This window comes from Mesobacillus subterraneus (assembly GCF_020524355.2).
Classification (GTDB): domain Bacteria; phylum Bacillota; class Bacilli; order Bacillales; family Cytobacillaceae; genus Mesobacillus; species Mesobacillus subterraneus_C.
Window position 1 is genome coordinate 4,450,620 of record NZ_CP129019.1, and the last position, 23,295, is coordinate 4,473,914.

At 39.6% G+C, this 23,295-nt stretch carries 20 protein-coding genes and 2 pseudogenes; 14 read left to right on the forward strand and 8 right to left on the reverse strand.

From position 1 onward, the window contains the following. Window positions 1–12: 12 nt before the first annotated feature. The gene (rlmH, locus tag LC048_RS23235) at window positions 13–492 is read left to right on the forward strand and encodes a 23S rRNA (pseudouridine(1915)-N(3))-methyltransferase RlmH (RefSeq protein ID WP_226603463.1); all 480 of its coding nucleotides are present in this window, start codon (window positions 13–15) and stop codon (window positions 490–492) included. A gap of 178 nt (window positions 493–670) precedes the next feature. On the opposite strand, the gene LC048_RS23240 is transcribed toward rlmH, so the two are convergent. Beyond that, on the reverse strand, window positions 671–1,606 hold the full coding sequence (locus LC048_RS23240; RefSeq protein ID WP_226603455.1) for a sensor histidine kinase: 936 nt from the start codon (window positions 1,604–1,606) through the stop codon (window positions 671–673). Window positions 1,607–1,615: 9 nt separating this feature from the next. After that, window positions 1,616–2,314, reverse strand: coding sequence for a LytR/AlgR family response regulator transcription factor (locus LC048_RS23245; RefSeq protein WP_306048900.1), 699 nt, complete (start codon window positions 2,312–2,314; stop codon window positions 1,616–1,618). A gap of 161 nt (window positions 2,315–2,475) precedes the next feature. Here LC048_RS23245 and LC048_RS23250 point away from each other — a divergent pair, with 161 nt between their 5' ends. The 7 genes and pseudogenes from LC048_RS23250 to LC048_RS23280 all read left to right on the forward strand — a co-directional run bounded on the left by LC048_RS23250 (window position 2,476) and on the right by LC048_RS23280 (window position 8,764). Further along, complete coding sequence (locus LC048_RS23250; RefSeq protein WP_226603445.1) at window positions 2,476–3,225, forward strand: ATP-binding cassette domain-containing protein; 750 nt, start codon at window positions 2,476–2,478, stop codon at window positions 3,223–3,225. Next, window positions 3,218–4,369, forward strand: a complete 1,152-nt coding sequence (locus LC048_RS23255; RefSeq protein WP_226603444.1) for an ABC transporter permease — start codon at window positions 3,218–3,220, stop codon at window positions 4,367–4,369. Before LC048_RS23250 ends, LC048_RS23255 begins: the two co-directional genes overlap by 8 nt. Window positions 4,370–4,718: 349 nt before the next feature. Further along, the gene (locus LC048_RS25220) at window positions 4,719–4,859 is read left to right on the forward strand and encodes a hypothetical protein (RefSeq protein ID WP_371931957.1); all 141 of its coding nucleotides are present in this window, start codon (window positions 4,719–4,721) and stop codon (window positions 4,857–4,859) included. Between the two features lie 295 nt (window positions 4,860–5,154). Then, the gene (locus LC048_RS23265) at window positions 5,155–5,724 is read left to right on the forward strand and encodes a bifunctional transcriptional activator/DNA repair enzyme AdaA (protein WP_226603442.1); all 570 of its coding nucleotides are present in this window, start codon (window positions 5,155–5,157) and stop codon (window positions 5,722–5,724) included. Further along, a complete protein-coding gene (locus LC048_RS23270) occupies window positions 5,711–6,619 on the forward strand; it encodes a DNA-3-methyladenine glycosylase family protein (RefSeq protein ID WP_226603440.1) in 909 nt (302 codons plus the stop codon). The genes LC048_RS23265 and LC048_RS23270 overlap by 14 nt, the downstream gene beginning before the upstream one ends. After that, the gene (locus LC048_RS23275) at window positions 6,612–7,097 is read left to right on the forward strand and encodes a methylated-DNA--[protein]-cysteine S-methyltransferase (RefSeq protein ID WP_226603438.1); all 486 of its coding nucleotides are present in this window, start codon (window positions 6,612–6,614) and stop codon (window positions 7,095–7,097) included. Before LC048_RS23270 ends, LC048_RS23275 begins: the two co-directional genes overlap by 8 nt. A 334-nt stretch (window positions 7,098–7,431) precedes the next feature. After that, window positions 7,432–8,764: pseudogene (locus tag LC048_RS23280) on the forward strand (CoA-disulfide reductase). A gap of 316 nt (window positions 8,765–9,080) precedes the next feature. Here the strand turns inward: LC048_RS23280 and LC048_RS23290 are convergent. Together LC048_RS23290 and LC048_RS23295 are read right to left on the reverse strand one after the other, a co-directional pair. Beyond that, entirely contained in the window at window positions 9,081–10,127 is a 1,047-nt protein-coding gene (locus LC048_RS23290; RefSeq protein ID WP_226603435.1) for a cytochrome d ubiquinol oxidase subunit II, read from the reverse strand. Between the two features lie 11 nt (window positions 10,128–10,138). Further along, a pseudogene (locus LC048_RS23295) lies at window positions 10,139–11,500 on the reverse strand (cytochrome ubiquinol oxidase subunit I). A 289-nt stretch (window positions 11,501–11,789) separates the two neighbouring features. On the opposite strand from LC048_RS23295, the gene LC048_RS23300 reads away from it, so the two are divergent. Then, a complete protein-coding gene (locus tag LC048_RS23300; RefSeq protein WP_226603424.1) occupies window positions 11,790–12,653 on the forward strand; it encodes a DegV family protein in 864 nt (287 codons plus the stop codon). 250 nt (window positions 12,654–12,903) lie between these two features. Next, window positions 12,904–14,403 (forward strand): malate:quinone oxidoreductase, encoded by a 1,500-nt coding sequence (locus LC048_RS23305; protein ID WP_226603422.1) that lies wholly within the window; start codon window positions 12,904–12,906, stop codon window positions 14,401–14,403. Between the two features lie 1,114 nt (window positions 14,404–15,517). Here the strand turns inward: LC048_RS23305 and ahpF are convergent. Continuing rightward, complete coding sequence (gene ahpF, locus LC048_RS23310) at window positions 15,518–17,047, reverse strand: alkyl hydroperoxide reductase subunit F (protein WP_226603418.1); 1,530 nt, start codon at window positions 17,045–17,047, stop codon at window positions 15,518–15,520. A 13-nt stretch (window positions 17,048–17,060) separates the two neighbouring features. Continuing rightward, on the reverse strand, window positions 17,061–17,624 hold the full coding sequence (gene ahpC, locus LC048_RS23315; protein ID WP_226603416.1) for an alkyl hydroperoxide reductase subunit C: 564 nt from the start codon (window positions 17,622–17,624) through the stop codon (window positions 17,061–17,063). Window positions 17,625–17,946: 322 nt separating this feature from the next. On the opposite strand from ahpC, the gene LC048_RS23320 reads away from it, so the two are divergent. Genes LC048_RS23320 through LC048_RS23330 form a run of 3 tightly spaced genes read left to right on the forward strand, consistent with a single transcriptional unit; the run spans window position 17,947 to window position 20,330 of the window. Further along, complete coding sequence (locus LC048_RS23320) at window positions 17,947–18,897, forward strand: heme-dependent oxidative N-demethylase family protein (protein WP_306048903.1); 951 nt, start codon at window positions 17,947–17,949, stop codon at window positions 18,895–18,897. An 8-nt stretch (window positions 18,898–18,905) separates the two neighbouring features. Then, window positions 18,906–19,352, forward strand: a complete 447-nt coding sequence (locus LC048_RS23325) for a dimethylamine monooxygenase subunit DmmA family protein (RefSeq protein ID WP_226603410.1) — start codon at window positions 18,906–18,908, stop codon at window positions 19,350–19,352. 18 nt (window positions 19,353–19,370) lie between these two features. After that, complete coding sequence (locus tag LC048_RS23330) at window positions 19,371–20,330, forward strand: PDR/VanB family oxidoreductase (protein ID WP_226603408.1); 960 nt, start codon at window positions 19,371–19,373, stop codon at window positions 20,328–20,330. Between the two features lie 47 nt (window positions 20,331–20,377). Here LC048_RS23330 and LC048_RS23335 read toward each other — a convergent pair whose 3' ends face one another. Together LC048_RS23335 and LC048_RS23340 are read right to left on the reverse strand one after the other, a co-directional pair. Further along, window positions 20,378–21,610: a dicarboxylate/amino acid:cation symporter gene (locus LC048_RS23335; protein WP_306048905.1), complete on the reverse strand. Its 1,233-nt coding sequence runs from the start codon at window positions 21,608–21,610 to the stop codon at window positions 20,378–20,380. Window positions 21,611–21,840: 230 nt separating this feature from the next. Next, window positions 21,841–22,833 carry a DUF3231 family protein gene (locus tag LC048_RS23340; RefSeq protein WP_306048907.1) on the reverse strand — a complete coding sequence of 331 codons (993 nt, stop codon included), beginning with the start codon at window positions 22,831–22,833 and terminating at the stop codon, window positions 21,841–21,843. Window positions 22,834–23,017: 184 nt separating this feature from the next. Between LC048_RS23340 and LC048_RS23345 the strand changes: the two genes are divergently transcribed. Further along, on the forward strand, window positions 23,018–23,167 hold the full coding sequence (locus LC048_RS23345; protein WP_226603400.1) for a hypothetical protein: 150 nt from the start codon (window positions 23,018–23,020) through the stop codon (window positions 23,165–23,167). Window positions 23,168–23,295: the final 128 nt, after the last annotated feature.

The following is a 23,295-nucleotide window of genomic DNA, read 5'->3' on the forward strand; positions in this document are numbered from 1 at the left end:
GTGGGGATGACTGTGAATATCTCGATCGTAACGGTTGGAAAATTGAAAGAAAAATACCTGAAACAGGGGATTGAGGAGTACTTAAAGCGACTAGGAAGCTATGCAAAAGTAGAAGTTATAGAAGTACCTGATGAAAAAGCACCAGAAGAACTAAGTGAAACGGAAATGGTCCAGGTAAAGCAAAAAGAAGGTGAGAGGATTCTTTCTAAAATCGGTATGGATACTTATGTCATCGCGCTTGCCATCAATGGCAAGCTTAAATCCTCCGAAGAACTCGCAGACACCCTCGATAAACTCGCAACATACGGCAAAAGCAAAATTGCCTTTGTCATCGGCGGATCACTCGGTTTAAGCGAGGAAGTATTGAAAAGATCCGATGAACAACTATCCTTCTCCAAAATGACATTCCCTCACCAATTAATGCGATTGATCCTAGTTGAGCAGATTTATCGAGCCTACAGGATAAACCGTGGTGAACCGTACCATAAGTAAGTGAGGTTTCAAAGCCGTTTCAATTATTATATTGAATCTGCTTTTTAAGATTATTGACAAGATGTTTGAACAGGGAGAAATTGAACTTTGAAGAAGTACATGAAGCATTAAATAAATCAAAGCTTTAATAAACTACATCTCGTGAGACAATCATAAGGTGTAGCATATTAAAGCTTTTTTATGAAACCACATTAGGAATTTTACACGTAATTGAAAATGTTTGCTTCTCTGCTATAAATTCTAAATATCCGTTATGCTGCTCTATAATTTGCCGAATAATTGAAGTACCTAAACCATTATGATTTGGCTTTGTTGTAACACCAGTCTTGGCAAACAATTGGTCAGCAATTTCCTTCGGCAAGGGGATTGTATTGTTTGAACAAGTTAATATATAGAGACCGCTTTTTTTGCGAAGGCTTAATTCAATAAAAGCTTGTTTGTTATACTTCGTTTGCCATTCAATGCTTGCATCAATCGAATTTTCTAATATATTGCCTATTAGCCGAACGATTTCATCAGATGGAAGTGATAAATTTGATACAGGTATTTCAAGCAAATAATTAATAGCAATATTGTGGCTTCGTGCCTTTTCGTAATTCGTATATAATACTGCTGCTACTGCCCCCTGCTCTCCCTTTATCGACAAGTTCGTCTGTTCATATCGCTTTACTAACCCTTGCATATAGGTTTTCGCTTCACCAACCTGATTTTTTTCCAGTAAATAAGCAATTGCTGATACATGCTTTAAGTAATCGTGACGTTCTTTACGTACCTCTTGAAATGTACGATTAAATTCTACTAGCTTTTCATTTACTTCTAACTGTACTATTGAAGTCTTAAATAGCGCTTTCTGCTTTTGTGAACTATAAATAACCACAAGCAATGCGCCATAAAGTAAGAGTAGATTTTGGACACTCTTACCATTTAATACATAAACCCCATACATACATAAATGGATTATTACACTCCAATCAAGCTTTAACGTAAATCTTTTCATAGCTACTAATGCTAAAATGATGCTTATTGGAATGCTTATGTAGAAGGAAAAAAAGCCTACTGTTGCGAGGGCAAAATGGGTACAACAAATGATGAAAAAATATAGTTTATGCTTCATATTGCCACCTCAAAAGTAATTTTTTTGTATAATATCTAAGTTTTCCTTTGTGATAACTGCTTTTTCTTCAATTCCTTCAAAGGACACTAAATAGGAATTCTTCGCGTATAACGAAAAATTTAATATGTATTGAATATTGATAATAAATGAGCGATGAGCTCTTATAAACAAACGGTCCCTTAGCTCTCCCTCTAATTCATTTAAGGTTTGATAGGTTTTTACAGGACCATTTTTTGTATAGATCGTTGTAGCACGACCTGAACGTTCAATAAATATAATGTCCTTTTTTTGTACGATATGAATATCAGATTTTTGCTTAATAAAAATTCGGACCGATAACTCGGCTTTTTGTTGCTTCGCTAACAATCTTTCAACAGAAGATACAAGTCTTTCTTTCGTATAGGGCTTCATTATGTAATCATGTACGTTCAATTCAAAAGCATGAACAGCGTACCCACTATTGCCTGTTACAAAGATAACCATAATTTGTAAGGCATGTGTATAAATGATATCAGCTAATTCGTAACCCGATAATTCTGGCATTTCTATATCCGCAATAAGTAAATCAATCGATTGCTTTTTTATTTCCTCATAGGCTTGCTGTGCACTTGTAGTAGCAAATACAATATTAATTTCTTCGATTGGCTCTATAATTGCTTTTAATTTATCTAAATCAATCGCTCGGTCATCTACTAATCCTACTCTCATGTTATACACCTCGTAATAAATATACACTATACGTAATTTTTTACAGTTCTACAATTAATTCTCCCTTTTCACGACATAATAAGGCGTTTTTGCGACAACATCGCAGACATCTCTTGTATTTATTTGTACGATGAAAACATCAAATAAACGAGGTGACGGAAATGATTGAAATTACAGAAGTAACAAAACAATTTCAAAACAAGAAACAATATATAACTGCCTTAAAGCAAGTCTCCTTAAAAGTTCATGAGGGTGAGGTACTTGGGCTCCTAGGTGAAAATGGTGCTGGGAAAACAACCTTACTACGAACAATCGCTACTCTAATTGAACCGTCTTCAGGTAGCGTTGAAGTAGCAGGTTTTCATACTGTAAAACAATCTGATGAAGTAAAAAACCGTATCGGTGTGCTGTTTGGTAGTGAAACAGGACTTTATGAGCGACTAACAACACGTGAAAACTTAGAGTATTTTGGTTCACTTTATGGCTTAGGTAAGCATGAAACAAAAGTACGTATTGAAAAATTAGCGAAAATGTTTGGCATGCGAGACTATTTAGATCGAAAAGTTGGTGGGTTTTCAAAAGGGATGCGTCAAAAAGTGGCTATTGCAAGAACATTATTACATGATCCAGATATTGTACTCTTTGATGAACCAACGACAGGGCTAGATATTACATCATCTAATACTTTCCGTCAACTTGTGCACCAACTGAAACGTGAAGGGAAAACCATTATTTTCTCTAGTCATATTGTAGAGGAAGTAACGATGCTATGTGACCGAGTAGCAATGATTCATAAAGGTGAGCTTGTCTATGATGGCACTCTTGAACAGCTTTATGCTGAAGAAGGATCAAGCGATTTAAACTATATTTTCATGAGTAAATTAGTACGTGGAGGAAATGAAGATGCTTAATATATTCAAAAAAGAGTTAAAGGATACATTTCGAGATAAACGCACATTACTTTTAACTGTATTTTTACCATTAATGTTAATGTCAGCATTAGTATTTTTCTATGAAAAAATGATGGCGCCAGACGAGGATATCCAGCTTCATGTCGTGACAGAAAAAGAGCAGCAAGAATTTGTAAAAGGTTTACTAGATGGAAAAGAAAATTTAGAGCTTCGTGCTGTTGATGATGTAGAAGTTACTATTCAAGAAGGTGAAGCAGTAGCGGGACTTGTTCTTACTGGAGACTTTGAACAGCAAATCGCTGCTGGAAATGCGCCAACAGTTCAAATTTTAGGCGATGAATATAGTGAAAATAGCTATATTGCCATGTCAGCAATCGAAATGGCATTAACACAATACAGTCAGGCAATTGTTTCAGAACGTTTAGGACAACAAAATGTAGAAACGTCAATTTTAACACCTTTTACTGTTAATAAAGTACAAGTAATCGAAGGTGATCAATCTGTACAAATGATGAGCTTCCTTATCCCAATGATGCTAGTTATTGCAGTAGGTATAGGTATTTCATCTTCAGCAGCAGATTTTATTGCAGGGGAAAAAGAACGCCGTACGATGGAAGCTTTATTAATGACTCCTGTTAATCGCAGTTCATTTTTATTAGGCAAATGGTTAACACTTGTAATTCTAGCTACTGTTACAGGTATTTTAACGTTAGGAATTGTATTTATTGAAATCTACTTCTTTACAGAACAGTTAAAAGCTGGCTTAATAATGAAAGGAAATGTTTGGTTAATTGGTACGGTCGCTCTTTTAATTATAATCAGTTTCGCTGCATTAATGGCTTCAGCGTTATTGCTGACAAGTATTTTTGGTAAGACGGTAAAAGAAGCACAAAGCTACGGAACACCCATAATTATGGTTGGAATTTTACCAGCTTTATTCATCACAAGTGTCGGGCTAAATGAATTATCTACTACACATTTTTTAGTGCCAATCTTAAATGTGTTTGCTATATTTAAAGAATTATTTGTTGGAGTCATTGATATCGAGCATGTATTTCTTACACTAGGAGTTAACATAGCGTTAGCGTTAGTAATTCTAGCACTAGGCCGTATTTTATTTACGAAAGATAAATGGGTGTTGTAATAAAATAAATAATACCAAATCCCTTGTGGTTACATGGAAGGGATTTATTTTTTATTAAGTTCATTTTGTCTATCGAAATTACAGCTATTCTACTTTTTGTTTTAGATGATCCGATTGAAGATTAAACAGCACTTAGCCATATTACGAAGAACCGTACCATAAGTAAGTGAGGTTTCTCTAGTTATTAATATTTAAATTTTTTCACTCAGTTAAATAAACTTGGAAAGTGGAGCAATCTAGCTTCACTTTTTTATATTTTCTTAATGACAGACCATAAGAGCAAGAATGAGGACGAATCGGGCGTGTATTACTTGTTAAAATGGGTCAAATACCATTAGGAGGAAATAAAATGAACAAGGTTCAGAAATTTAATGAGATTCACTCTTCAGAGGAAATATTATTTCTAGGAAACGCTTGGGATTTACTTTCTGTCTTAACGTTAGAAAAAGCACTTATTTGCAAATGCAAAAACGCTATTAGAAACAATTGAAAGAGCAAAATTATTTGTTGAGAGTGGAGCTAGCGGGATTTTTGTTCTAGGTTTAATAGTGAAGGTGAGTTAAAGAAATAACGTTGAATGCTAGGGCTCCACTAAATGTGTTGTCTTTACCTGGACTAACGAATTGCACTAAACTTAAAGAGTTAGGAATGAGACGCTTTAGTTTTGGAAATGCCCTATCTGATAAAGTGATTGCTTATCTAGAAAAGAATGCTCGTGATTTAGTAGGGTTTATGGATACTTCCTATTTGTATGTGGACTAGTACAGAAAGGATCGTGGAGTGTTATGGCTAATATCAAGCTTTCATTCGAAGAGATGTGGGAGAAAATCATCGCTTGTGACCGAAAATATGAGGGTCAATTTTTTACAGCAGTTAAAACAACGAAAATATACTGCCGTCCTTCCTGCAGATCAAGAAAGCCGAAAAAAATGAATGTAGATTTTTACTATAATATCACTGAAGTTGAAAAAGCAGGTTTTCGTGCTTGTAAAAGATGTCAGCCAGAAGTCGAGCACTCCCCGCATATAGAGGTTGTCAGAAATGTAATCAAATTCCTAATCAATCGTTATAAGCAAAATTTGATATTAAAAGATATTGCAGATCAAGTTGGTTTGAGTCCCTATTATTTAGAACGCTTGTTTAAACAAGAAACCTCAGAGACTCCACGGACTTATTTAGAAAAAATACGCATTGATAAAGCTGTTCACCTTCTGAAAAGCACAAACTTGACGAACCTTGAGATTTGCTATGAGGTGGGATTTCAGAGTCCTTCCAATTTTTATAAAGTGTTCCGAAACATAAAACACTGTTCACCAAGTGAATATCGAAAGGACTACCTAAATGAATTGGATTGACCATGAATCTTATATCGAAATTTATCCTCCTAAGGAATATAACTTTGAAGAGTGTTTAATTTTTTTAGACAGGTCTAAACTGGAAGTCCTTCATCAAATTAATGAGGGAGCAGTTTATAAACTAATAAAAGTCAAAGAATCTTTGGTTTTATGTAAGATTGGATTCATCAAAGATGTCATAAAAGTTGAATTTCCAATAGGTCCGCCATCCATCCACTTTCGCAAAAAAGCAGCGGAGTTTATTTGGGAATGGTTTGATTTGGACCAGGATTTAGGAGAATTCTATCAACTGGCTGATCAAGATAAAGTTTTAAAGACACTCGTCCATAAATATTATGGACTAAGGATTATAAGCATCCCTGATTTATTTGAAGCGCTCGTATGGGCAATTATGGGACAGCAAATTAATTTAACTTTTGCTTATACATTAAAGAAGCGCTTCGTAGAACAGTATGGAGAAAGCCTGATTTTCAGAGGAGAAACGTATTGGTTATTCCCCTCATTTGAAAAAATAGCTACTATAACAGTCGAAGATTTAAGGAAACTACAAATTACTAATAGGAAGGCTGAATATATCATTGGTATCGCTAGAGCGATGGCAAATGGAGAATTATCCAAGGAATTATTACTTCAGAAGATGGATTATCAGCAAATACGAAAATCATTAATGATGATAAGAGGTATCGGAGCATGGACGGCAGATTATGTACTGATGAAATGTCTACACTATACCTCCTCTTTTCCAGTTGCAGATGTTGGCCTTCATAATGCCTTAAAGAATCTATTAGATTTGGAAAGAAAACCGACTATGGAAGAACTACAAGATTATGCAGCTAATTGGGAAGGCTGGCAGGCATATGCTACCTTTTATCTTTGGAGGTCTTTATATGACTAAAATATATAAATTGGATTATGAATCACCAATTGGCGTAATCGAAATTATCAGCACTGATGAAGCCATTAGCTCAATTTTATTTTCTGAAAAGGAAAGAATGGAGAACTATTTACAGCCCGGAACTCCTTCTGTTTTAGCAGAATGTTATACCCAACTTGACGAATATTTTAAAGGTAATCGTCGTGACTTTTCATTCCCGTACCAATTTCATGGGACATATTTTCAAAAAACAGTATGGGAAGCCTTAAAAGAAATCCCCTATGCGGAAACGGGATCTTATAAGGATATTGCCATTTCCATTGGGAATGAAAAAGCTACCAGAGCTGTAGGGAGTGCGAATGGGAAAAACAAGTTAAGCATTGTCCTTCCTTGTCACAGAGTTATCGGTTCAAATGGGAAATTAACAGGTTATGCAGGCAGCCTGTGGAGAAAAGAATGGCTGCTTCAACATGAGAAATCTTTTAAAAAGGATTATTAGCAGTTTGTAAGAACAAAACTCTAAATATCACGTACAGGAAAACAAATATTTGTTTTCCTGTTTTATTTCCAAGAGAAATGACGAGATTTCCGCGTAAAAAAACTAAGTTCCATTTTTCGTTGCTTTAATCCAGATTCTCTTTGGATTTCTCTTGATGCTTTCTGGTTTATTTAAGCATATGATCGTCCAATCCGTTCCATTGATGGAATGATGAAGAAAGAATTACAGCGTAAGATACATCAGGTTGGTAAATCAGCATTTTTTTCAAGCCACTGATAAACCCAATGTTTAAAGATGAGTAATAAATGGATACACAAGGAATGGAGGGATGAAGATGAAAATACTTATTATTGGCGGGGATGCAGCGGGCATGAGTGCTGCGATGCAAATGGTACGAAACAGCTCTGGACATGAAATCACTGTGTTGGAAAAAGGAGGCGTCTATTCGTACGGTCAATGCGGCCTTCCTTATGTGATCAGTGGGAAGATTGAGTCCACAGATGACTTAATCGCTCGCACTCAGTCGACTTTTAAAGAGAAATATGGCATTGATGCTCGGGTATTTCATGAGGTCCAAAAGGTAGACACAGAAAATAAAATGGTCAGCGGAATCAACCATAGCAATGGTGAAACGTTTAGCCTTCCATATGACCGCCTTCTGATTGCTACTGGTGTAAGCTCGGTCATTCCAAAGTGGGAAGGTGTGACACTTCCTGGTATTTTCTCATTAAAGACCATCCCTGATGCAAAGGCAATCATGGATTATCTAGAGAAAGATATAAATCATGTGACGGTGATTGGCGGCGGCTACATTGGGCTTGAAATGGCCGAGAGTTTTGCGGAGCTCGGCAAGAAGGTAACGATCATTGAAAGAAATGAGCAATTAGCCAAAATATTTGATACAGACATGGCGGAACTGATTCATGAAGAAGCAGTAAAGCAAAACTTTGTGTTGAAAATGGGTGAATCCGTGGAGGCATTCGGCGGAAGGGACCATGTGGAATCCGTGAAAACCGATAAAGGAGAGTATGAAACCGATTTGGTGCTAGTTGCTGTAGGTGTGAAGCCCAATACTTCCTTTTTAGAAGGAACAGGAATCAAAACAATTGAAAATGGTGCAATCCAGGTCAATGCCTATATGCAAACCAGTTTGGAGGATATCTATGCGGCGGGAGATTGTGCCACACAATATCACCGAGTAAAAGAAAAGGATGATCATGTCCCGCTGGGAACACATGCCAATAAGCAAGGGCAAATCGCGGGATTGAACATGGTTGATGTACATAAAACGTTTAAAGGAATTGTAGGCACTTCGATTATTAAGTTTTTCAGGTTAACCCTTGGGAGAACAGGGCTATCAGAAAAAGAGGCAAATAGGCTAAATATTCCTTGTGGCTCTGTAACTATCACAGCAACTGATATCGCTGGGTATTATCCAGATGATAAAAAGATGAAATTAAAACTTGTCTATCACAAAGAGACACATAAAGTTCTTGGCGGGCAAATCATTGGGGAAAATGGGGTCGATAAACGAATTGATGTCCTGGCGACGGCCATATTTCATTCGATGACGACCGATGAACTGCTCGACTTAGATTTGGCGTATGCTCCCCCCATATAATGGCGTATGGGATCCTATTCAGCAGGCAGCTAGGAGAGTGGAGTAGCTGGTAACAACATAGATCAATACTGTCGGCAAGCTCGGTTCTCATCGAGTTTGGCCGACAGTGATTAAAATCCGTCTCCATTTTAATCATAGTAAAAATATTCATTCTCATATCGTATGTTGTTTTTTGACAAAGTGACTAATTAATTTATTTACTTCAGCAGCTGCTTTGCAACAAATGTTAGCGTAGGAGGATGGATAAAAACGAGCGGAATACCTTCACCCTTGACTGTAAAATATATATTCGTTCCATCTATATCTAACATCGGCATACGGATATCACCTCAAGTCTTAAAAAACATCCCTGAATTTCCGTATTACTCTTTTTCCTTTCCCACTTGCTGTAAATATTGCTTATCATTCATAAATAATCGCCAAAAGTAGAAGAAGCCAGGAAACAGGATTGCAAATCCTACAATGTAAGTAGTAAACACGGCTCTGAATGAATTTGGATCTGTAAAGGCCTCCTGAATGGTTATATCAGGGTATATGATATATGGCAAATGTGCTTTCCCATACACATAACTAGCAACTAAATATTGAAAGACAGTAGCTACAACAGCAAGCCGGGGCATTCCGCGAACACCCTTATCCGTAAACGATGGCAGAAATAAACCCAATCCAGCAATCAAAAAGAATCCGATAGATAACCATAGCAAGGGTAAATCCGTGATCATTCGATCGTATAACCAGGGAGCCTCATTTCTTAATGTGAGCATAATGAAAAATGCCATAATTAAGGAAACAGGACCAAAAATCTGTCCGTCCTTAAGATAAACTTTGTATGCATGCATCTCTCTAGATACCTTCGAATAGTCAGCTAATAGTAAGGAAGATAAAAAGAGTGTACTGCTAATGGCAAAACCAATGAATGCATAGGTGTTGGGACTTGTGAAAAGGGTGGTCAGGTTTAAATTGGCTGTTCCATTTACATAGTCAATAGCTTGACCATGTGTAATTGGTAATACGGCAATTAAAATTCCCGGAATAATAATTCCGGTAATGCCTGATATATACGTGAGAGGCTTTCGATAGTCAGTTGCAATATTAGAAAAAACCAAGAAAGCACTACGGAGTGCCAATAACAGTAAAATAGCACTTCCTGGTATGATGAGAATGGTCCCCAATGTATAGGTTGCTTTTGGAAAAAGGCTATACAAAGCAATGACTAAAGCAACGATAAAGGTGTTCGTCACTTCCCATGTTGGTGATAAATAACGATTGGCTACATTGGTAGCTTTTGTTTTGTCTCGATTGATATAGATCATTGACCAAAAACCGGCACCAAAATCCATCGTTGCCATTACTGCGTAAATAAATACAAACCCCCAAAGTACTGTGATCGCTAAAAGTGCATCTGTCATTGTGTTTCCTCCTAAGAATTTGAACCGTAAAGAGGGATCCCCTTATTCTCCGCTCTTTCAAAGTCATCCATTACCGTATTCTTTCTAAAGTAGTACAGAAGCACAGAAACAACGGCAATTCCTAAAATGATATAGACACTAAAAAACAAGAGGGAAAGAACTCCTAAATTTGTTGCCGAGGTCGCAGCATCAGCGGTTTTTAACACGCGATAAATCACCCATGGCTGACGGTCTGTGCAAGCAAAGATCCAGCCGCACTCAATGGCAATGATGGCTAAAGGACCTGAAAAAACCAGTATCCAAAGGAAAAATTTCGGAAATTGTTCCTTCTTTAAAAACCATTTCCAGGCTATTCCAAGTAAAGCGAGTAAGATGAGAAAAGAGCCTATTAAAACCATTACATTAAAAAGGGTATGAATGAATAAAGGTGGCTAAAGCTCTTCAGGAAAGTCATTCAAACCCACAACGACAGTGTCAAAGCTGTTTCCTGCCAGGAAGCTTAATGCCCAGGGAACTTCTATTCCCCACTTAACCTCTTCGGTTTCTCTATCCGTAAATCCGCCTATAGCCAGGGGAGCATGTGACTGGGTCTCAAATAATCCTTCTGCAGCTGCAAGTTTTTCCGGCTGGTATTCATGTAAATATTGTGCAGCAGCATGCCCGTTAATCGCTGTCAGGAAAGAAAAGATTCCTCCCACTACAAGGCTGATCATCAGGGCTTTCTGATGGAATCGATAGAGTCGTGATCCATATTCGTTTCGCAGCATTTTAAAAGCTGAAACAGAGGCAACGACAAATGCTCCTACAACATAAGCAGAAACGGCCACATGCAAGGCTGTAACCGCAAAACCAGGGTTGAAAAAGGCTGCCCACGGGTCAATATCTACAATTTGCCCGTTTTCATAACGGAAACCAGCTGGAGTTCCCTGAAAGGCATGCACATTGGTGATTAATACGGCAGAAGCCAATGCACCTAAAGCGACTAACGTTAGGCTTAAAACTCTCAACCAAGGAGAAATCCTTTCAGCTGCATAAACATAAATAGACATAAAAAGTGCTTCAACGAAGAAAGCATATATTTCAATCTGAAAAGGCAGTGGCATAACTCGTCCTATTACTTCCATGAATCCCGGCCACAATAGGGATAATTGAACACCAGCTATCGTACCTGTTGGTATACCTACACCAAGCAGAACAGCAAAAGCTTTCGTCCAACGTTTGACCATCACAACATATTCATAGTTCTTTGTCTTCTGGTAGATTAATTCTGCTGTAAGAATCATTAATGGCAAGCCAACACCAATCGTTGCAAATATGATGTGGAATGCCATCGTGGTGCCAAATAAGGAGCGTGCAATTAAAACGTTGTCCATAATGTTTAGTCCCTTCAAAGAATTTATCCTCATTTATTATTTTCACCTTGAAGGAATCTATGTATAAAAAAAGGAAAAAAACGGTTCGATTAGTTAAATATAGTTTATTAAATCACTTTAAGTTGCACTTTTCGAATGCTTCCATAATCAATGAATGGCTAAAACTTCGATCCTTTATTTTCCATTATTGTCCAAACCAATAGTTTACGGAATAAGCCTTAAAAAATATGTATTAACTTAAGTAGCGATTAGGTTAAGATAAGGGGAGTCACTTACTTGGAGGATACAGATGATAAAAATTATGGCTGATTCAACTTGTGATTTATCGAAGGAAGTTCTTGAATTATATGACATTAGTTTAGCACCACTGACAATAAATATTGAGGGCAAGCTATATAAAGATCGAGTGGATATTGAGCCGAATGATTTCTTTGGGATGTTGGAAGGGTTAAATGAGCATCCAACAACAGGGATGCCAAGTCCGGAAGAATACCTTAAGATCATAAAGGAAGCCGTGAATGATGGATGCACGGAAATTTTATGTGTATGTATGTCCAGCGGGACAAGCGGTGCGTATCAATCAGCTGTGTTAGCTAAAGATTATTTTTATGAAGAATCACCTGAGTCGACCGTTAACATCCATATAGTCGATTCTAAATGCATGAGCCATGGCAGCGGCTGGTTAATCATGAAAAGTGCGATGATGCGAGAGCAGGGAGCATCGTTTGATGAAATCATCCAATTTAATGAAACATACAAAACAAAAGTGAAACACTTCCTATCTGTTGATGACCTAAATCATTTAATCAAGAGTGGCAGACTCACGAATGCAAGTGCATTTATCGGCAAGATTCTTATGCTCAAGCCAATCATGACGATGAAGCAAGGAAAAGGAGCAATCGTTGCAAAGGAAAGAGGCCGTAATAGAGTACTGAGGCATTATGTACAAGAGTTCATTAAACGAAACGACAAGGAAATGACAGAATTTATTCTCATTGGATATACATCGGATAAGACCGTTGCTGAAACGCTAAAACAAAAGATCCTGGAAGAAGCAGGATTTTCAGGTGCTATTTATATCATGCAAATGGGAGTTTCTGTTGGAACCCATGTAGGTCCGGGAGCCATATCAATGTTTTTTGTAGAGAATTAAGATAATAGAGTTTTTCAGTTCTGATGCTTGCTTTTCAGTAGATTTAGCTTTCTTCTAAACCTTGTGGAGAGACTTCTCACTTTTTTACTATGGAAAAATAGTTTATAATAATCAGTAAATAGTAGATATTTTAAAGTATAAGTTATTATAATAGATTATGTTATGGTTTTAACATGGATGGAAAAGGTGTGCTATCAGGTGAGAGCGAAACAGCGCACCTACTATAATATAAGGGATAAGGAAGGGTATAATGAGCAACATACAGAAAGCAACAGACGTTATCTTAATTGGTGCCGGAGTCATGAGTGCGACGTTGGGATCCTTACTGAAAGAGTTAGCACCAGACTGGGACATTAAAGTGTTTGAAAAACTAGCTTCTGCTGGTGAAGAGAGCTCCAATGAATGGAATAATGCGGGTACTGGGCATGCTGCTCTGTGTGAGTTGAATTATACACCTGAAAAACCCGACGGTTCGATAGATATTAGCAAGGCAATTAACGTAAATGAGCAATTTCAAATTTCAAGACAATTTTGGTCTTATCTGGTGAAGAGCAATTTGATTCGTAATCCGCAGGACTTTATCAGGGCGCTGCCACATATGAGTCTAGTAGAAGGCGAAAAAAATGTTGAGTTTTTGAAAAAACGATTTAAAGCGCTTTCAGATATTCCTATGTTTCAGGGGATGGAATACTCTGAAGACACTGAAAAACTGAAAGAATGGATTCCGTTAGTCATGGAAGGCCGTACCACGAATGATCCGATTGCGGCAACTAAAATTGACTCAGGAACGGATGTTAACTTTGGTGCGTTAACTCGCATGTTGTTTGAGCATTTGGAGAGTAAAAATGTCGAGATTAACTATCACCATAGTGTTAAAGATATCAATCGTACAAGTGATGGCTTATGGGAACTAAAAGTGCAAAACCTTGAAAGCGGTAAAACGGAATATCATACTGCGAAATTCATTTTTATCGGCGGCGGAGGCGGAAGTCTGCCATTACTGCAAAAGACAGGTATTCCTGAATCAAAACGTATTGGCGGATTCCCTGTTAGTGGACTGTTCATGGTCTGCAACAACCCAGAAGTCGTAGAGCAGCACCATGCTAAAGTTTACGGAAAAGCAAAGGTTGGCGCTCCTCCGATGTCTGTTCCGCACCTTGATACAAGGTTTATCGATAACAAGAAGAGCTTGCTGTTTGGGCCGTATGCCGGTTTCTCACCAAAGTTCTTAAAAACAGGCTCTAATCTTGATTTAATCAGTACTGTAAAACCGAATAACGTGATTACAATGTTGGCAGCAGGCATGAAAGAAATGGCATTGACTAAGTATTTGATCGAGCAAGTGATGCTCTCTCATGAAAAAAGGATGGAAGAACTCCGTGAGTTTATTCCTAATGCTAAGAGCGAGGATTGGAGTATCGTAGTAGCAGGACAGCGGGTACAGGTTATCAAAGATACCGAAACTGGCAAAGGGACACTACAGTTCGGTACAGAGGTTGTAAGTGCCGCTGATGGGTCAGTAGCCGCATTGCTAGGTGCATCACCTGGTGCATCTACTGCCGTAAACGTCATGCTGGAAGTGTTGGAAAAATGCTTCCCTGAGCAGATGTTTGGTTGGAAAGATAAAATAAAGGAAATGGTCCCTACCTATGGCGTGTCATTAGTGGATAATCCGCAGCTGTTCCATGAGATTCATGAAACTACAGCGACGACACTGGGCTTAAATGAAAAAGAGAGAGTGTATAGCTGATTTGCTAGATGACTAGAACCTTTGATCCAAGTTGGATTGAAGGTTTTTTGTTAGGTGGAGAGTAAATTTAATACTAGGGTTATATTACTTTCTGCAGGTATGGTCCTCGTTATTTAGACGCTTTTAACGGGTAGGTCCAGGGCTAGGGCTACGGCCACGGCCACGGCTATCTAGAGTACGTTGTTATTAAGACAGCTTTTAAGGAAAAGAGGGCAAAGCTGTCAAGAAAGAGCTGTTATTGTGACAGGTTTCAGCTGAAAGAGGCCAAAGCTGTCAAGAAAGAGCTGATATTGTGACAGGTTTCAGGTGAAAGAGGGCAAAGCTGTCAAGAAAGAGCTGTTATTGTGACAGGTTTCAGGTGAAAGAGGGCAAAGCTGTCAAGAAAGAGCTGTTATTGTGACAGGTTTCAGGTGAAAGAGGGCAAAGCTGTCAAGAAAGAGCTGTTATTGTGACAGGTATCAGGTGAAAGAGGGCAAAGCTGTCAAGAAAAGTCCGTTATTGTGACAGGTTTCAGGGAAAGAGCCCAAAGCTGTCAAGAAAAGCCGGTTATTGTGACAGGTTTGAGGTGTAAGAGCCCAAAGCTGTCAAGAAAGAGCTGTTATTGTGACAGGTTTCAGCTGAAAGAGGGCAAAGCTGTCAAGAAAGAGCTGTTATTGTGACAGGTTTCAGGTGAAAGAGGGCAAAGCTGTCAAGAAAGAGCTGTTATTGTGACAGGTTTCAGGTGAAAGAGGGCAAAGCTGTCAAGAAAGAGCTGTTATTGTGACAGGTTTCAGGTGAAAGAGCCCAAAGCTGTCAAGAAAAGTCCGTTATTGTGACAGGTTTCAGGTGAAAGAGCCCAAAGCTGTCAAGAAAGAGCTGTTATTGTGACAGGTATCAGGTGAAAGAGGGCAAAGCTGTCAAGAAAGAGCTGTTATTGTGACAGGTATCAGGTGAAAGAGCCCAAAGCTGTCAAGAAAAGGCCGTTATTGTGACAGGTTTCAGGTGAAAGAGGTTAAAGCTGTCAAGAAAAGATCGTTATTTAGTTAGGTAGGGCGTGTTGACGTAAATAATCTATCTAATTCAAACAACAAAAAAACCGCTCGACTGCCATTCCGGCAGCAAAGCGGTTTTATCTTTAGTTCCGAATCAAGTAATCAAAAGCACCCAATGATGCGGTTGCACCTGATCCCATGGAGATGATGATTTGCTTGTATGCACTGTCCGTGCAATCGCCTGCAGCAAAGACACCAGGAAGGTCTGTAGCGCCATGCTTGTTCACGACGATCTCACCGAAGCGAGTGCGCTCAAGCGTGTCTCCCAGCCATTCTGTGTTCGGTACAAGGCCAATCTGGACGAATACACCCTGTAATTCAACGTGGTGTTCTTCACCTGTATCACGGTCAATGTATGAAATCCCGTTTACTTTGTCAGTTCCCGTGATTTCTTTTGTTTGTGCGTTCTTGACGACTGTTACGTTAGGAAGGCTGTTTAGGCGCTCCTGCAGGACAGCATCGGCTTTTAATTCTGGCATGAATTCCAGCACTGTCACATGTTTAACGATACCCGCTAGGTCGATGGCTGCTTCAACACCAGAGTTTCCTCCGCCGATGACAGCAACATCTTTTCCTTCAAACAATGGTCCGTCACAGTGAGGGCAGTAGGCAACGCCTTTGTTCTTGAACTCTGCTTCTCCTGGAACGTTGACATTACGCCAGCGGGCACCAGTGGAAATGATCACGGTCTTGCTCTTCAAAACAGCACCATTTTCAAGTTCTACCTCGATAAGTTCTTTCTTCTCAAGGCGTGTGGCACGCTGCAGGTTCATGATATCAACGCCATACTCTTTAACGTGCTCCTCAAGGCTTGCAACAAGCTTTGGACCTTCAGTATGCTTCACGCTGATGAAGTTCTCAATCCCCAAAGTATCCATTACCTGTCCGCCGAAGCGTTCAGCGACAATACCTGTACGGATGCCTTTACGAGCAGCATAGATAGCCGCGCTTGATCCAGCAGGTCCTCCGCCGATAACAAGAACATCGTAAGGGTCTTTGTCATTGAGCTCTGATGCATCAGGACCAGAACCCATTTTAGCAAGGATTTCTTCCAGTGACATACGTCCGCTTCCGAATGGCTCGCCATTCAGCATTACTGTTGGCACAGCCATGATCTGTTTAGTTTCAACTTCATCTTTAAAAGCTGCACCGTCAATCATCGTATGGGAGATATCAGGATTTAAAACACTCATTACATTTAAAGCCTGAACCACATCAGGGCAGTTATGGCAGCTCAGGCTGACATAAGTTTCAAAACGATATTCCTCTTTGATCGCTTTTACCTGATCGATGACTTTCTGGTCTACCTTAGGAGCTCTTCCGCTAACTTGCAGCAGAGCAAGGACTAATGAAGTGAATTCATGTCCTAAAGGGATGCCCGCAAAAGTCACGCCAGTGTCTTCACCAGGACGGTTGACACTGAAGCTAGGTGTTCTTTCTAATTCGGCATGCTCCACTTTGATGTGGGATGACATTGTTGCCAATTCATCGACTAAAGCCAGCATATCTCGTGATACATCATCCGATCCTGCGCTAACTTTAAGCAGCACATCGCCCTCCATCATTTGAAGATATTGGGCTAATTGTGCTTTTATATCTGCATCTAATAACATGGGTGAGTACCCCTTAAATCTTTCCTACAAGATCAAGGCTTGGCTTAAGAGTTTCTCCGCCTTCTTGCCATTTAGCAGGGCAAACTTCGCCTGGGTTGTTGCGTACATATTGTGCAGCTTTTAGCTTGCTTACAACCTGGCTAGCGTCACGGCCGATTCCGCCTGCATTGATTTCAACAGTTTGGATAACGCCGTCTGGATCGATGATGAATGTTCCGCGCTCTGCAAGACCATCTTCTTCGTTCAATACATCGAAGTTGCGAGAAATCTTCTGTGAAGGGTCTCCGATCATGATGTACTCGATTTTGCCAATCGCTTCAGAGTGGTCATGCCATGCTTTGTGAGTGAAGTGAGTATCAGTAGATACAGAGTATACTTCAGCTCCCATTTCTTTTAATGTAGCATATTCGTTTTGCATGTCTTCAAGCTCAGTAGGGCATACGAATGTGAAGTCTGCTGGATAGAAGACAACTACGCTCCACTTACCTTTAAGGTTTTCTTCAGTAACAGTGATGAATTCACCCTTTTGGAATGCGTTTGCTGTGAATGGTAAAACTTGAGTGCCGATTAATGCCATGATTAATTTCCTCCTTGAATGGTTGGATTATTTTTGAAATAGTTTTACTGATGTGTTCAGTTAACTATTTGGTAAACTAGAATAATTCTAATACAGTAACGATTATTATATAAAACTTATTAAGTGTCAAGTAATAAACACCACATAGAGTTCTTAATAATTATTTCAAAAAAAACATGCATTTATACGGGTTATAAAAATGTAGCCATAATAAGAGCGCAATTGCTTGTACTGAGTGACTAGTCCACTTTTTCCTGTGAATTCATCTGAAAACTTCTGTATAGTATTAAGTAAATGAAAAATTCTGAAAAGGAGTGATTGAATGAACTCCACTGAAAAAAATCTATCTTTTCCTTATCCTTTTAGCGATCGTGATGTATATAGATATTCTAACAATGCCATTCCATTAAATCCACCAATTGCCATTGAATTGACGGAATATTATTTGGATGAAATTCATTTAAAAAGAAAATTGTTATCCAACCATCCGGAACGCTGTTATTATGCTTCTCCTTTTACAATGGAGTCCCAGTGGGAAGTGCTGGATCTAATCCTTCATCACCTTGCCATTTGCTATCCTGAAAAATTCAAACTGGCAGAGAAAAGTAATCAGTGGGTGTTTACTAACCTTCTTACAGGCGAGGAGGAAACATTCATATTTGGTGATCAAACGACTTTGCAATTAGATCCTCTGGATTTTGTCGGCAGGCATGTTCAGGAAGACCTTATTTTAATGATGCAGAGGGATGGTGATCTGTTCCTGGATGCAGGGCAGCTCTGTTTTCCTGCAAATTGGTCACTATTTTTTGATGCGGGGATGTCATTCAAAGAAATACATAAGCCCATTCCAGGATTTCAATCAGATTCTCTTGATGATCGCATCCTCCAGTTCTTGATGAGACTCGAGGCAGGAAGCCCATGGTGGAGAAAAAACTGGTCACTAATGGCAGGTAATCGTCTGGATACATCGCTTGAAACCTTTGCGGAATGGGGGCAGGATCGAAAAAAAGTGACGAAAGAAAATGTTGGCGAGTTTGTGCATATACGGGTGGAGGTCCAAAAATTATTCCGCCTGCCAAAAAACAATGGAATCTTATTTACGATCCACTCCCATATGCTTCCGCTTGAAAAATTCATTCAGCACACACCGTGGCTGGAGCAATTTTCAGCAATTCTACATGAACTGCCGTCGTTCATTGCTGACTACAAAGGGATCTCTCTTTACCGGGACGTTGTTTTGGAGTATTTAGAAGATGAACTGGAAAAAAGGTGATTCCAGATATGTTTTCATATGCCAAAGGTAAAAGAAAGCTTTTATTTTGTACCGATTCAGAAGGAAATCAAAACTTACATATTCTCGTTCAGCAGGCATTGAATGAGAATGTACCATTTGAGTTTCATATTTTACAAGAAGAAAGTGACGAAGAAATTGTCAATCAATGGTTCGTAAAGCAGAAAATGGGTACGTATTTATACATTTCGGGGACATTTGATTTTGTAAAAAGGATACAAGGAGTAGCGATGAAGGCAGGCTTTTCCCAACATGACATGCAATCACAAGCTATCGGACCTGTCAGTAAGAAACTGGTTTGCTGCACTTGCCATGGCAAAAATGAAGTATCGAATCAGTCGTATATCGTTTGCGGGCACTGCGGACAGGAGCTGGAAATGTCGGATCACTATTCAAGCCGTTTGGATGCGTTTTTGGGTTATATAACGATCAAATAGAATAGGAGGAGCTTTTGATTGCATAAGAAATCTACCCATGAAGTACGTGTAAAATCAATAATAAAAGAAACGGCAACAATCAAAAGATTCACCCTTCAGGCGCTGAATGGATCGAAGCTGCCGGCATTCAGCGGGGGATCACATATCACTGCTTATTTGCCGAAAGCTTCGGGGACATTGGAAAGGTCATATTCAATTTTTAATCTATCAGAGCCTGGGTTGCTCGAAATAGCAGTTCGACTTGCAGAGCCTTCAACTGGAGGGTCAGAGTACTGGCATCATCATGTCTCTGAAGGGGATATTGTAAAAGTCAGCTATCCGAAGAACCATTTTCCATTGAGTTTTCAGGCTAAGCATCATGTTTTTTATGCAGCTGGTATCGGGATTACACCATTTTTATCAATGATGTCTGACCTTAGCGAAAATAACCAATCCTTTGAGCTTCATTATGCAGCAAAGTCAAAACAGCAATGCGCCTTTCGGGATTTCCTGAACGAGACTTACCCTGGTAAGTGCCATTTTTATTTTTCTGAAGGAGAGAATCGGCAGCGTTTGTCAGCAGAGCTGCTTATGGAACACCAAATCGGCACACATGTTTATTTTTGCGGTCCCGAAAAAATGATCCAGGAATTCAAGAGTGCAGCAAAAAGCTATGGCTATCCTGCATTCAATATCCATTTTGAACTGTTTGCACCACCTGTGAAAAGGGACACGGTCCCGTTTAGAATAACATTGAATCAGAGCGGCAAACATCTTGAAGTGCCTGCAGAACGGTCAATGCTGGATGTCCTCCGTGAAAGTGGAATTGATGTGCCGTATTCCTGCAAAGTTGGAGGGTGTGGAACATGTGAGGTGAAGGTAGCCGAGGGGGAGATTGACCACTACGATTCCTTCCTGACAGATGAACAGCGGCGCTCCAATGAAACGATGCTGAGCTGTATTTCACGGGGGAAGGGAAATGTGCTGATTGACTTATAATTGCATAGTGAAGACCGCATCTAAAAGCTGATGCGGTCTCTTTGTCTCTATTGACCAGCCATTTCGGCTTTCTTTTCAGATTGATCAACTACTGCTGCACCAACGACGTCTCCTACGACATTCGATGCTGTTCCGGCCATGCCGATGATCGCATCGACGCCAGCAATCAGAGCAACGACCTCAAGCGGCAGATCAAACATCGTCAGCACGACTGACAGGGTCACAAGCCCGGCCGCAGGAATGCCTGCTGTGCCAATCGAAAGGAGAGTCCCAATCAGGACGATGGTAATGAAATCAGTCAGTGAGAAGCTCACACCTGTTACATTGGCAGCAAAGACGATCGATGCTCCCATCCGGAGCGCTCCCCCATCAGAATTGAACACAGCTCCTAAAGGTAAACTGAAATTCACCATTCTCTCGCTGATGCCTGCCTTTTTTGCACTTTCAATCGCCACTGGCAAAGAGGCAATGCTGCTGGAAGTAAAAAATGCTGTCGTATAGGCATCCTTCGTGTTAACAAAGAAGCTTTTGACCGGAATCTTGAAGAGTTTCAATGTTCCGCTGTAAACAAAGACCCAAAGAATAATAACTCCAATATAAAATACTGCTGTAAATTCCAATAGGGAAATTAATGTGTCCCAACCCTGTGTGCCAAATGTGGAAGCACTTATCGCGAAAATACCAATAGGCGCGTATAGGAGGATGCCCTTCAATATCCTGAAGAACACCTCATTTGCCGCTTCTAAAAATGTTTGCAGCTGAGCTCCGTAGTTTTGGATTTTCTCATCAGCCGCGAATCTCATCCCTGAAATCGTAAAACCAATAATGATTGCAAGGAACAAGATGGCTATTAAGTTGCCTGATGTAAAAGCCGAGAAGAAATTATCCGGGACAATATTGAAAATCACGTCAGAAATGGAAGGTGTCGCAGGCTTCTCTACCTCCGCATTAGGAAGGGTAAGGGAGCTCCCTGGGTTGATCCACAATGCAAGGCTGAGTCCAATTAAGACAGCAGCAGCCGTTGTCGCTCCATAATAAAGAACCAGCTTTCCGCCTGTCCTGCCTAATTGCGCAGGAATCATTTGATTGACTGCGAGCACAACCGTCAGGAAAACAACGGGTGTAGCGATGAGATTAAGCAATTTTATTAACAGTGTTCCAAAAGGTTTGAAAATCTCGTCCTCCGCCCCAAATAGAACGCCAGCTAAAATACCTAAAACGAAGCCGACTGTCATTTTTAAAATAAAAGATGAGTTTTTGTATGAATGCCAAATGTTCACTTTCTAGAACCGCCTCTTTTTTTATGAATTGTTATGCACTGTTTTGATAGTACTAACTATTAAATTATACTTGTTTCGAAAAGCAGACAATAGGATTAGTTATAAAAGATAGGATAAATTCTAAGTATTAAGTGCAAAAACTAAAAAAAGGACTATCTGAACCCGTTTAGCGGTTTTTATAGCCCTTCATCATTAGGATATATCTTTACCACATATCCATACTACGCAATTCATACCTTCCGATCAAAAGCCTGCGGCGGCTGTTCTAGCCATTTTTCGGTGATTGACAGAAGAAGGCCTTTTCCATAAAACTTCTTCATTTGCGTGGAAATCATCGTGAATTTGGTGACGATATCCGTCCTCAAACTGGAGGTCAGAGCTTGATTGATCATGATAAAGCAGAACATTCCCAGGCAAGTATTCACGAAAAACAGCATCAGTTTATCGGAAAAGGGTGAATACTTCACATCGAAAGTATTATAGTCACCTGAAGCTGAATAGGGGATATTTTCTTTCTCAAAAACATCTCCCAGCGATTCGAGGACTTTTTCAAGCGCATCTCTTCCTTTGCTGAAATGCTGTTTTACTTCCTTGTGGGAAGCCAGTTTACTGAAGGTGACCAAAACCATTTTTGAAAAGCGGGCACGATGGATAACCCTTGAGAGGTTTGCAATTTCTGCCGCGTTTACTGACCTTGATCCACCGAATAAGCCGTTCAGATAATCCATGTTACCAACTAAATCTACCGTATGGTCCATGGCAACCTGAGGCGATTTTAAAAATACACCTAGTGAGAGCATCAAATCTGTAATTTCATTTTGAATACGCAGGGTGAATTCAATAGCATTCTGGAAATAATCCCTGACATCCTTCCTGGTGCAATCAGGAAAAGCGCTTGGGTATGTACTCAACGACAGCATCGTTATATCATGGCAAATATACAAGATAAAGGTGTCAGAAAATACCTTATCTGCTTCAAGCCTGACATCCTTTTCAGTGAAGCCCAAAGGAACCGTCATGTTCTCTTTTATGAAGATGGCTTTAAGGTCATTGAGACTCTTCTGTGAAAACTCCACCAATTTTCCAACTGTATTTTTGACCTCGGAATCCTCTGAAGTTGCATAGAAATATTGAAAGAACCTTAGCTCCATACTGCTTTTCAAGTAGGAAGACCAGATATTCGATATCTCTGTTGAAGTCAGCTCTACGTTTGTTCCACTCATGCGACTAGTCACTCCTTTGTTATTATTGTTCGGCTAATATTGAAATTTATTACAATAAATATAATTATTATCAAGATATGACACTTCGGTTTCATCTCTTTTTAGATAGGCGTCCAAATTAAGAAATGAGCTTACATAGAAAAATAAAGCAAAGGAAAAACTTCAACAAAAGGAGGATTGTTTAATGAAAAAGCTATTGTTGATGTTTTTATTGGCCATCTCCATGTTCACAGTGACAGGCTGCGGCAATGACGCACCACCTGAGGAAGGGGAACAGCTGGAAGATGTCGAGGAAGAAGATGAAATACGTGACGGCGAAATAGATGATGAATAAGAAAAGCGCAAGCGCCTTGGTCAGCCCCGACAAGCGCTGGAGGGCAGGCCAGTGAAGTCGTTCTTTGACTTCAATGGACGGACCGAAGCGACTCGAGGGGCTAGGCGCAGGAGCTAGACAATAAGAAA

Excerpts from the sequence above, each read along its gene's own strand:
- LC048_RS23240 (WP_226603455.1), bottom strand. The coding sequence starts at position 1,606 with ATGAAGCATAAACTATATTTTTTCATCATTTGTTGTACCCATTTTGCC.
- LC048_RS23245 (WP_306048900.1), bottom strand. The coding sequence starts at position 2,314 with ATGAGAGTAGGATTAGTAGATGACCGAGCGATTGATTTAGATAAATTA.
- LC048_RS23250 (WP_226603445.1), top strand. The coding sequence starts at position 2,476 with ATGATTGAAATTACAGAAGTAACAAAACAATTTCAAAACAAGAAACAA.
- LC048_RS23255 (WP_226603444.1), top strand. The coding sequence starts at position 3,218 with ATGCTTAATATATTCAAAAAAGAGTTAAAGGATACATTTCGAGATAAA.
- LC048_RS25220 (WP_371931957.1), top strand. The coding sequence starts at position 4,719 with ATGAACAAGGTTCAGAAATTTAATGAGATTCACTCTTCAGAGGAAATA.
- LC048_RS23265 (WP_226603442.1), top strand. The coding sequence starts at position 5,155 with ATGGCTAATATCAAGCTTTCATTCGAAGAGATGTGGGAGAAAATCATC.
- LC048_RS23270 (WP_226603440.1), top strand. The coding sequence starts at position 5,711 with ATGAATTGGATTGACCATGAATCTTATATCGAAATTTATCCTCCTAAG.
- LC048_RS23275 (WP_226603438.1), top strand. The coding sequence starts at position 6,612 with ATGACTAAAATATATAAATTGGATTATGAATCACCAATTGGCGTAATC.
- LC048_RS23290 (WP_226603435.1), bottom strand. The coding sequence starts at position 10,127 with ATGACAGATGCACTTTTAGCGATCACAGTACTTTGGGGGTTTGTATTT.
- LC048_RS23300 (WP_226603424.1), top strand. The coding sequence starts at position 11,790 with ATGATAAAAATTATGGCTGATTCAACTTGTGATTTATCGAAGGAAGTT.
- LC048_RS23305 (WP_226603422.1), top strand. The coding sequence starts at position 12,904 with ATGAGCAACATACAGAAAGCAACAGACGTTATCTTAATTGGTGCCGGA.
- ahpF (WP_226603418.1), bottom strand. The coding sequence starts at position 17,047 with ATGTTATTAGATGCAGATATAAAAGCACAATTAGCCCAATATCTTCAA.
- ahpC (WP_226603416.1), bottom strand. The coding sequence starts at position 17,624 with ATGGCATTAATCGGCACTCAAGTTTTACCATTCACAGCAAACGCATTC.
- LC048_RS23320 (WP_306048903.1), top strand. The coding sequence starts at position 17,947 with ATGAACTCCACTGAAAAAAATCTATCTTTTCCTTATCCTTTTAGCGAT.
- LC048_RS23325 (WP_226603410.1), top strand. The coding sequence starts at position 18,906 with ATGTTTTCATATGCCAAAGGTAAAAGAAAGCTTTTATTTTGTACCGAT.
- LC048_RS23340 (WP_306048907.1), bottom strand. The coding sequence starts at position 22,833 with ATGAGTGGAACAAACGTAGAGCTGACTTCAACAGAGATATCGAATATC.
- LC048_RS23345 (WP_226603400.1), top strand. The coding sequence starts at position 23,018 with ATGAAAAAGCTATTGTTGATGTTTTTATTGGCCATCTCCATGTTCACA.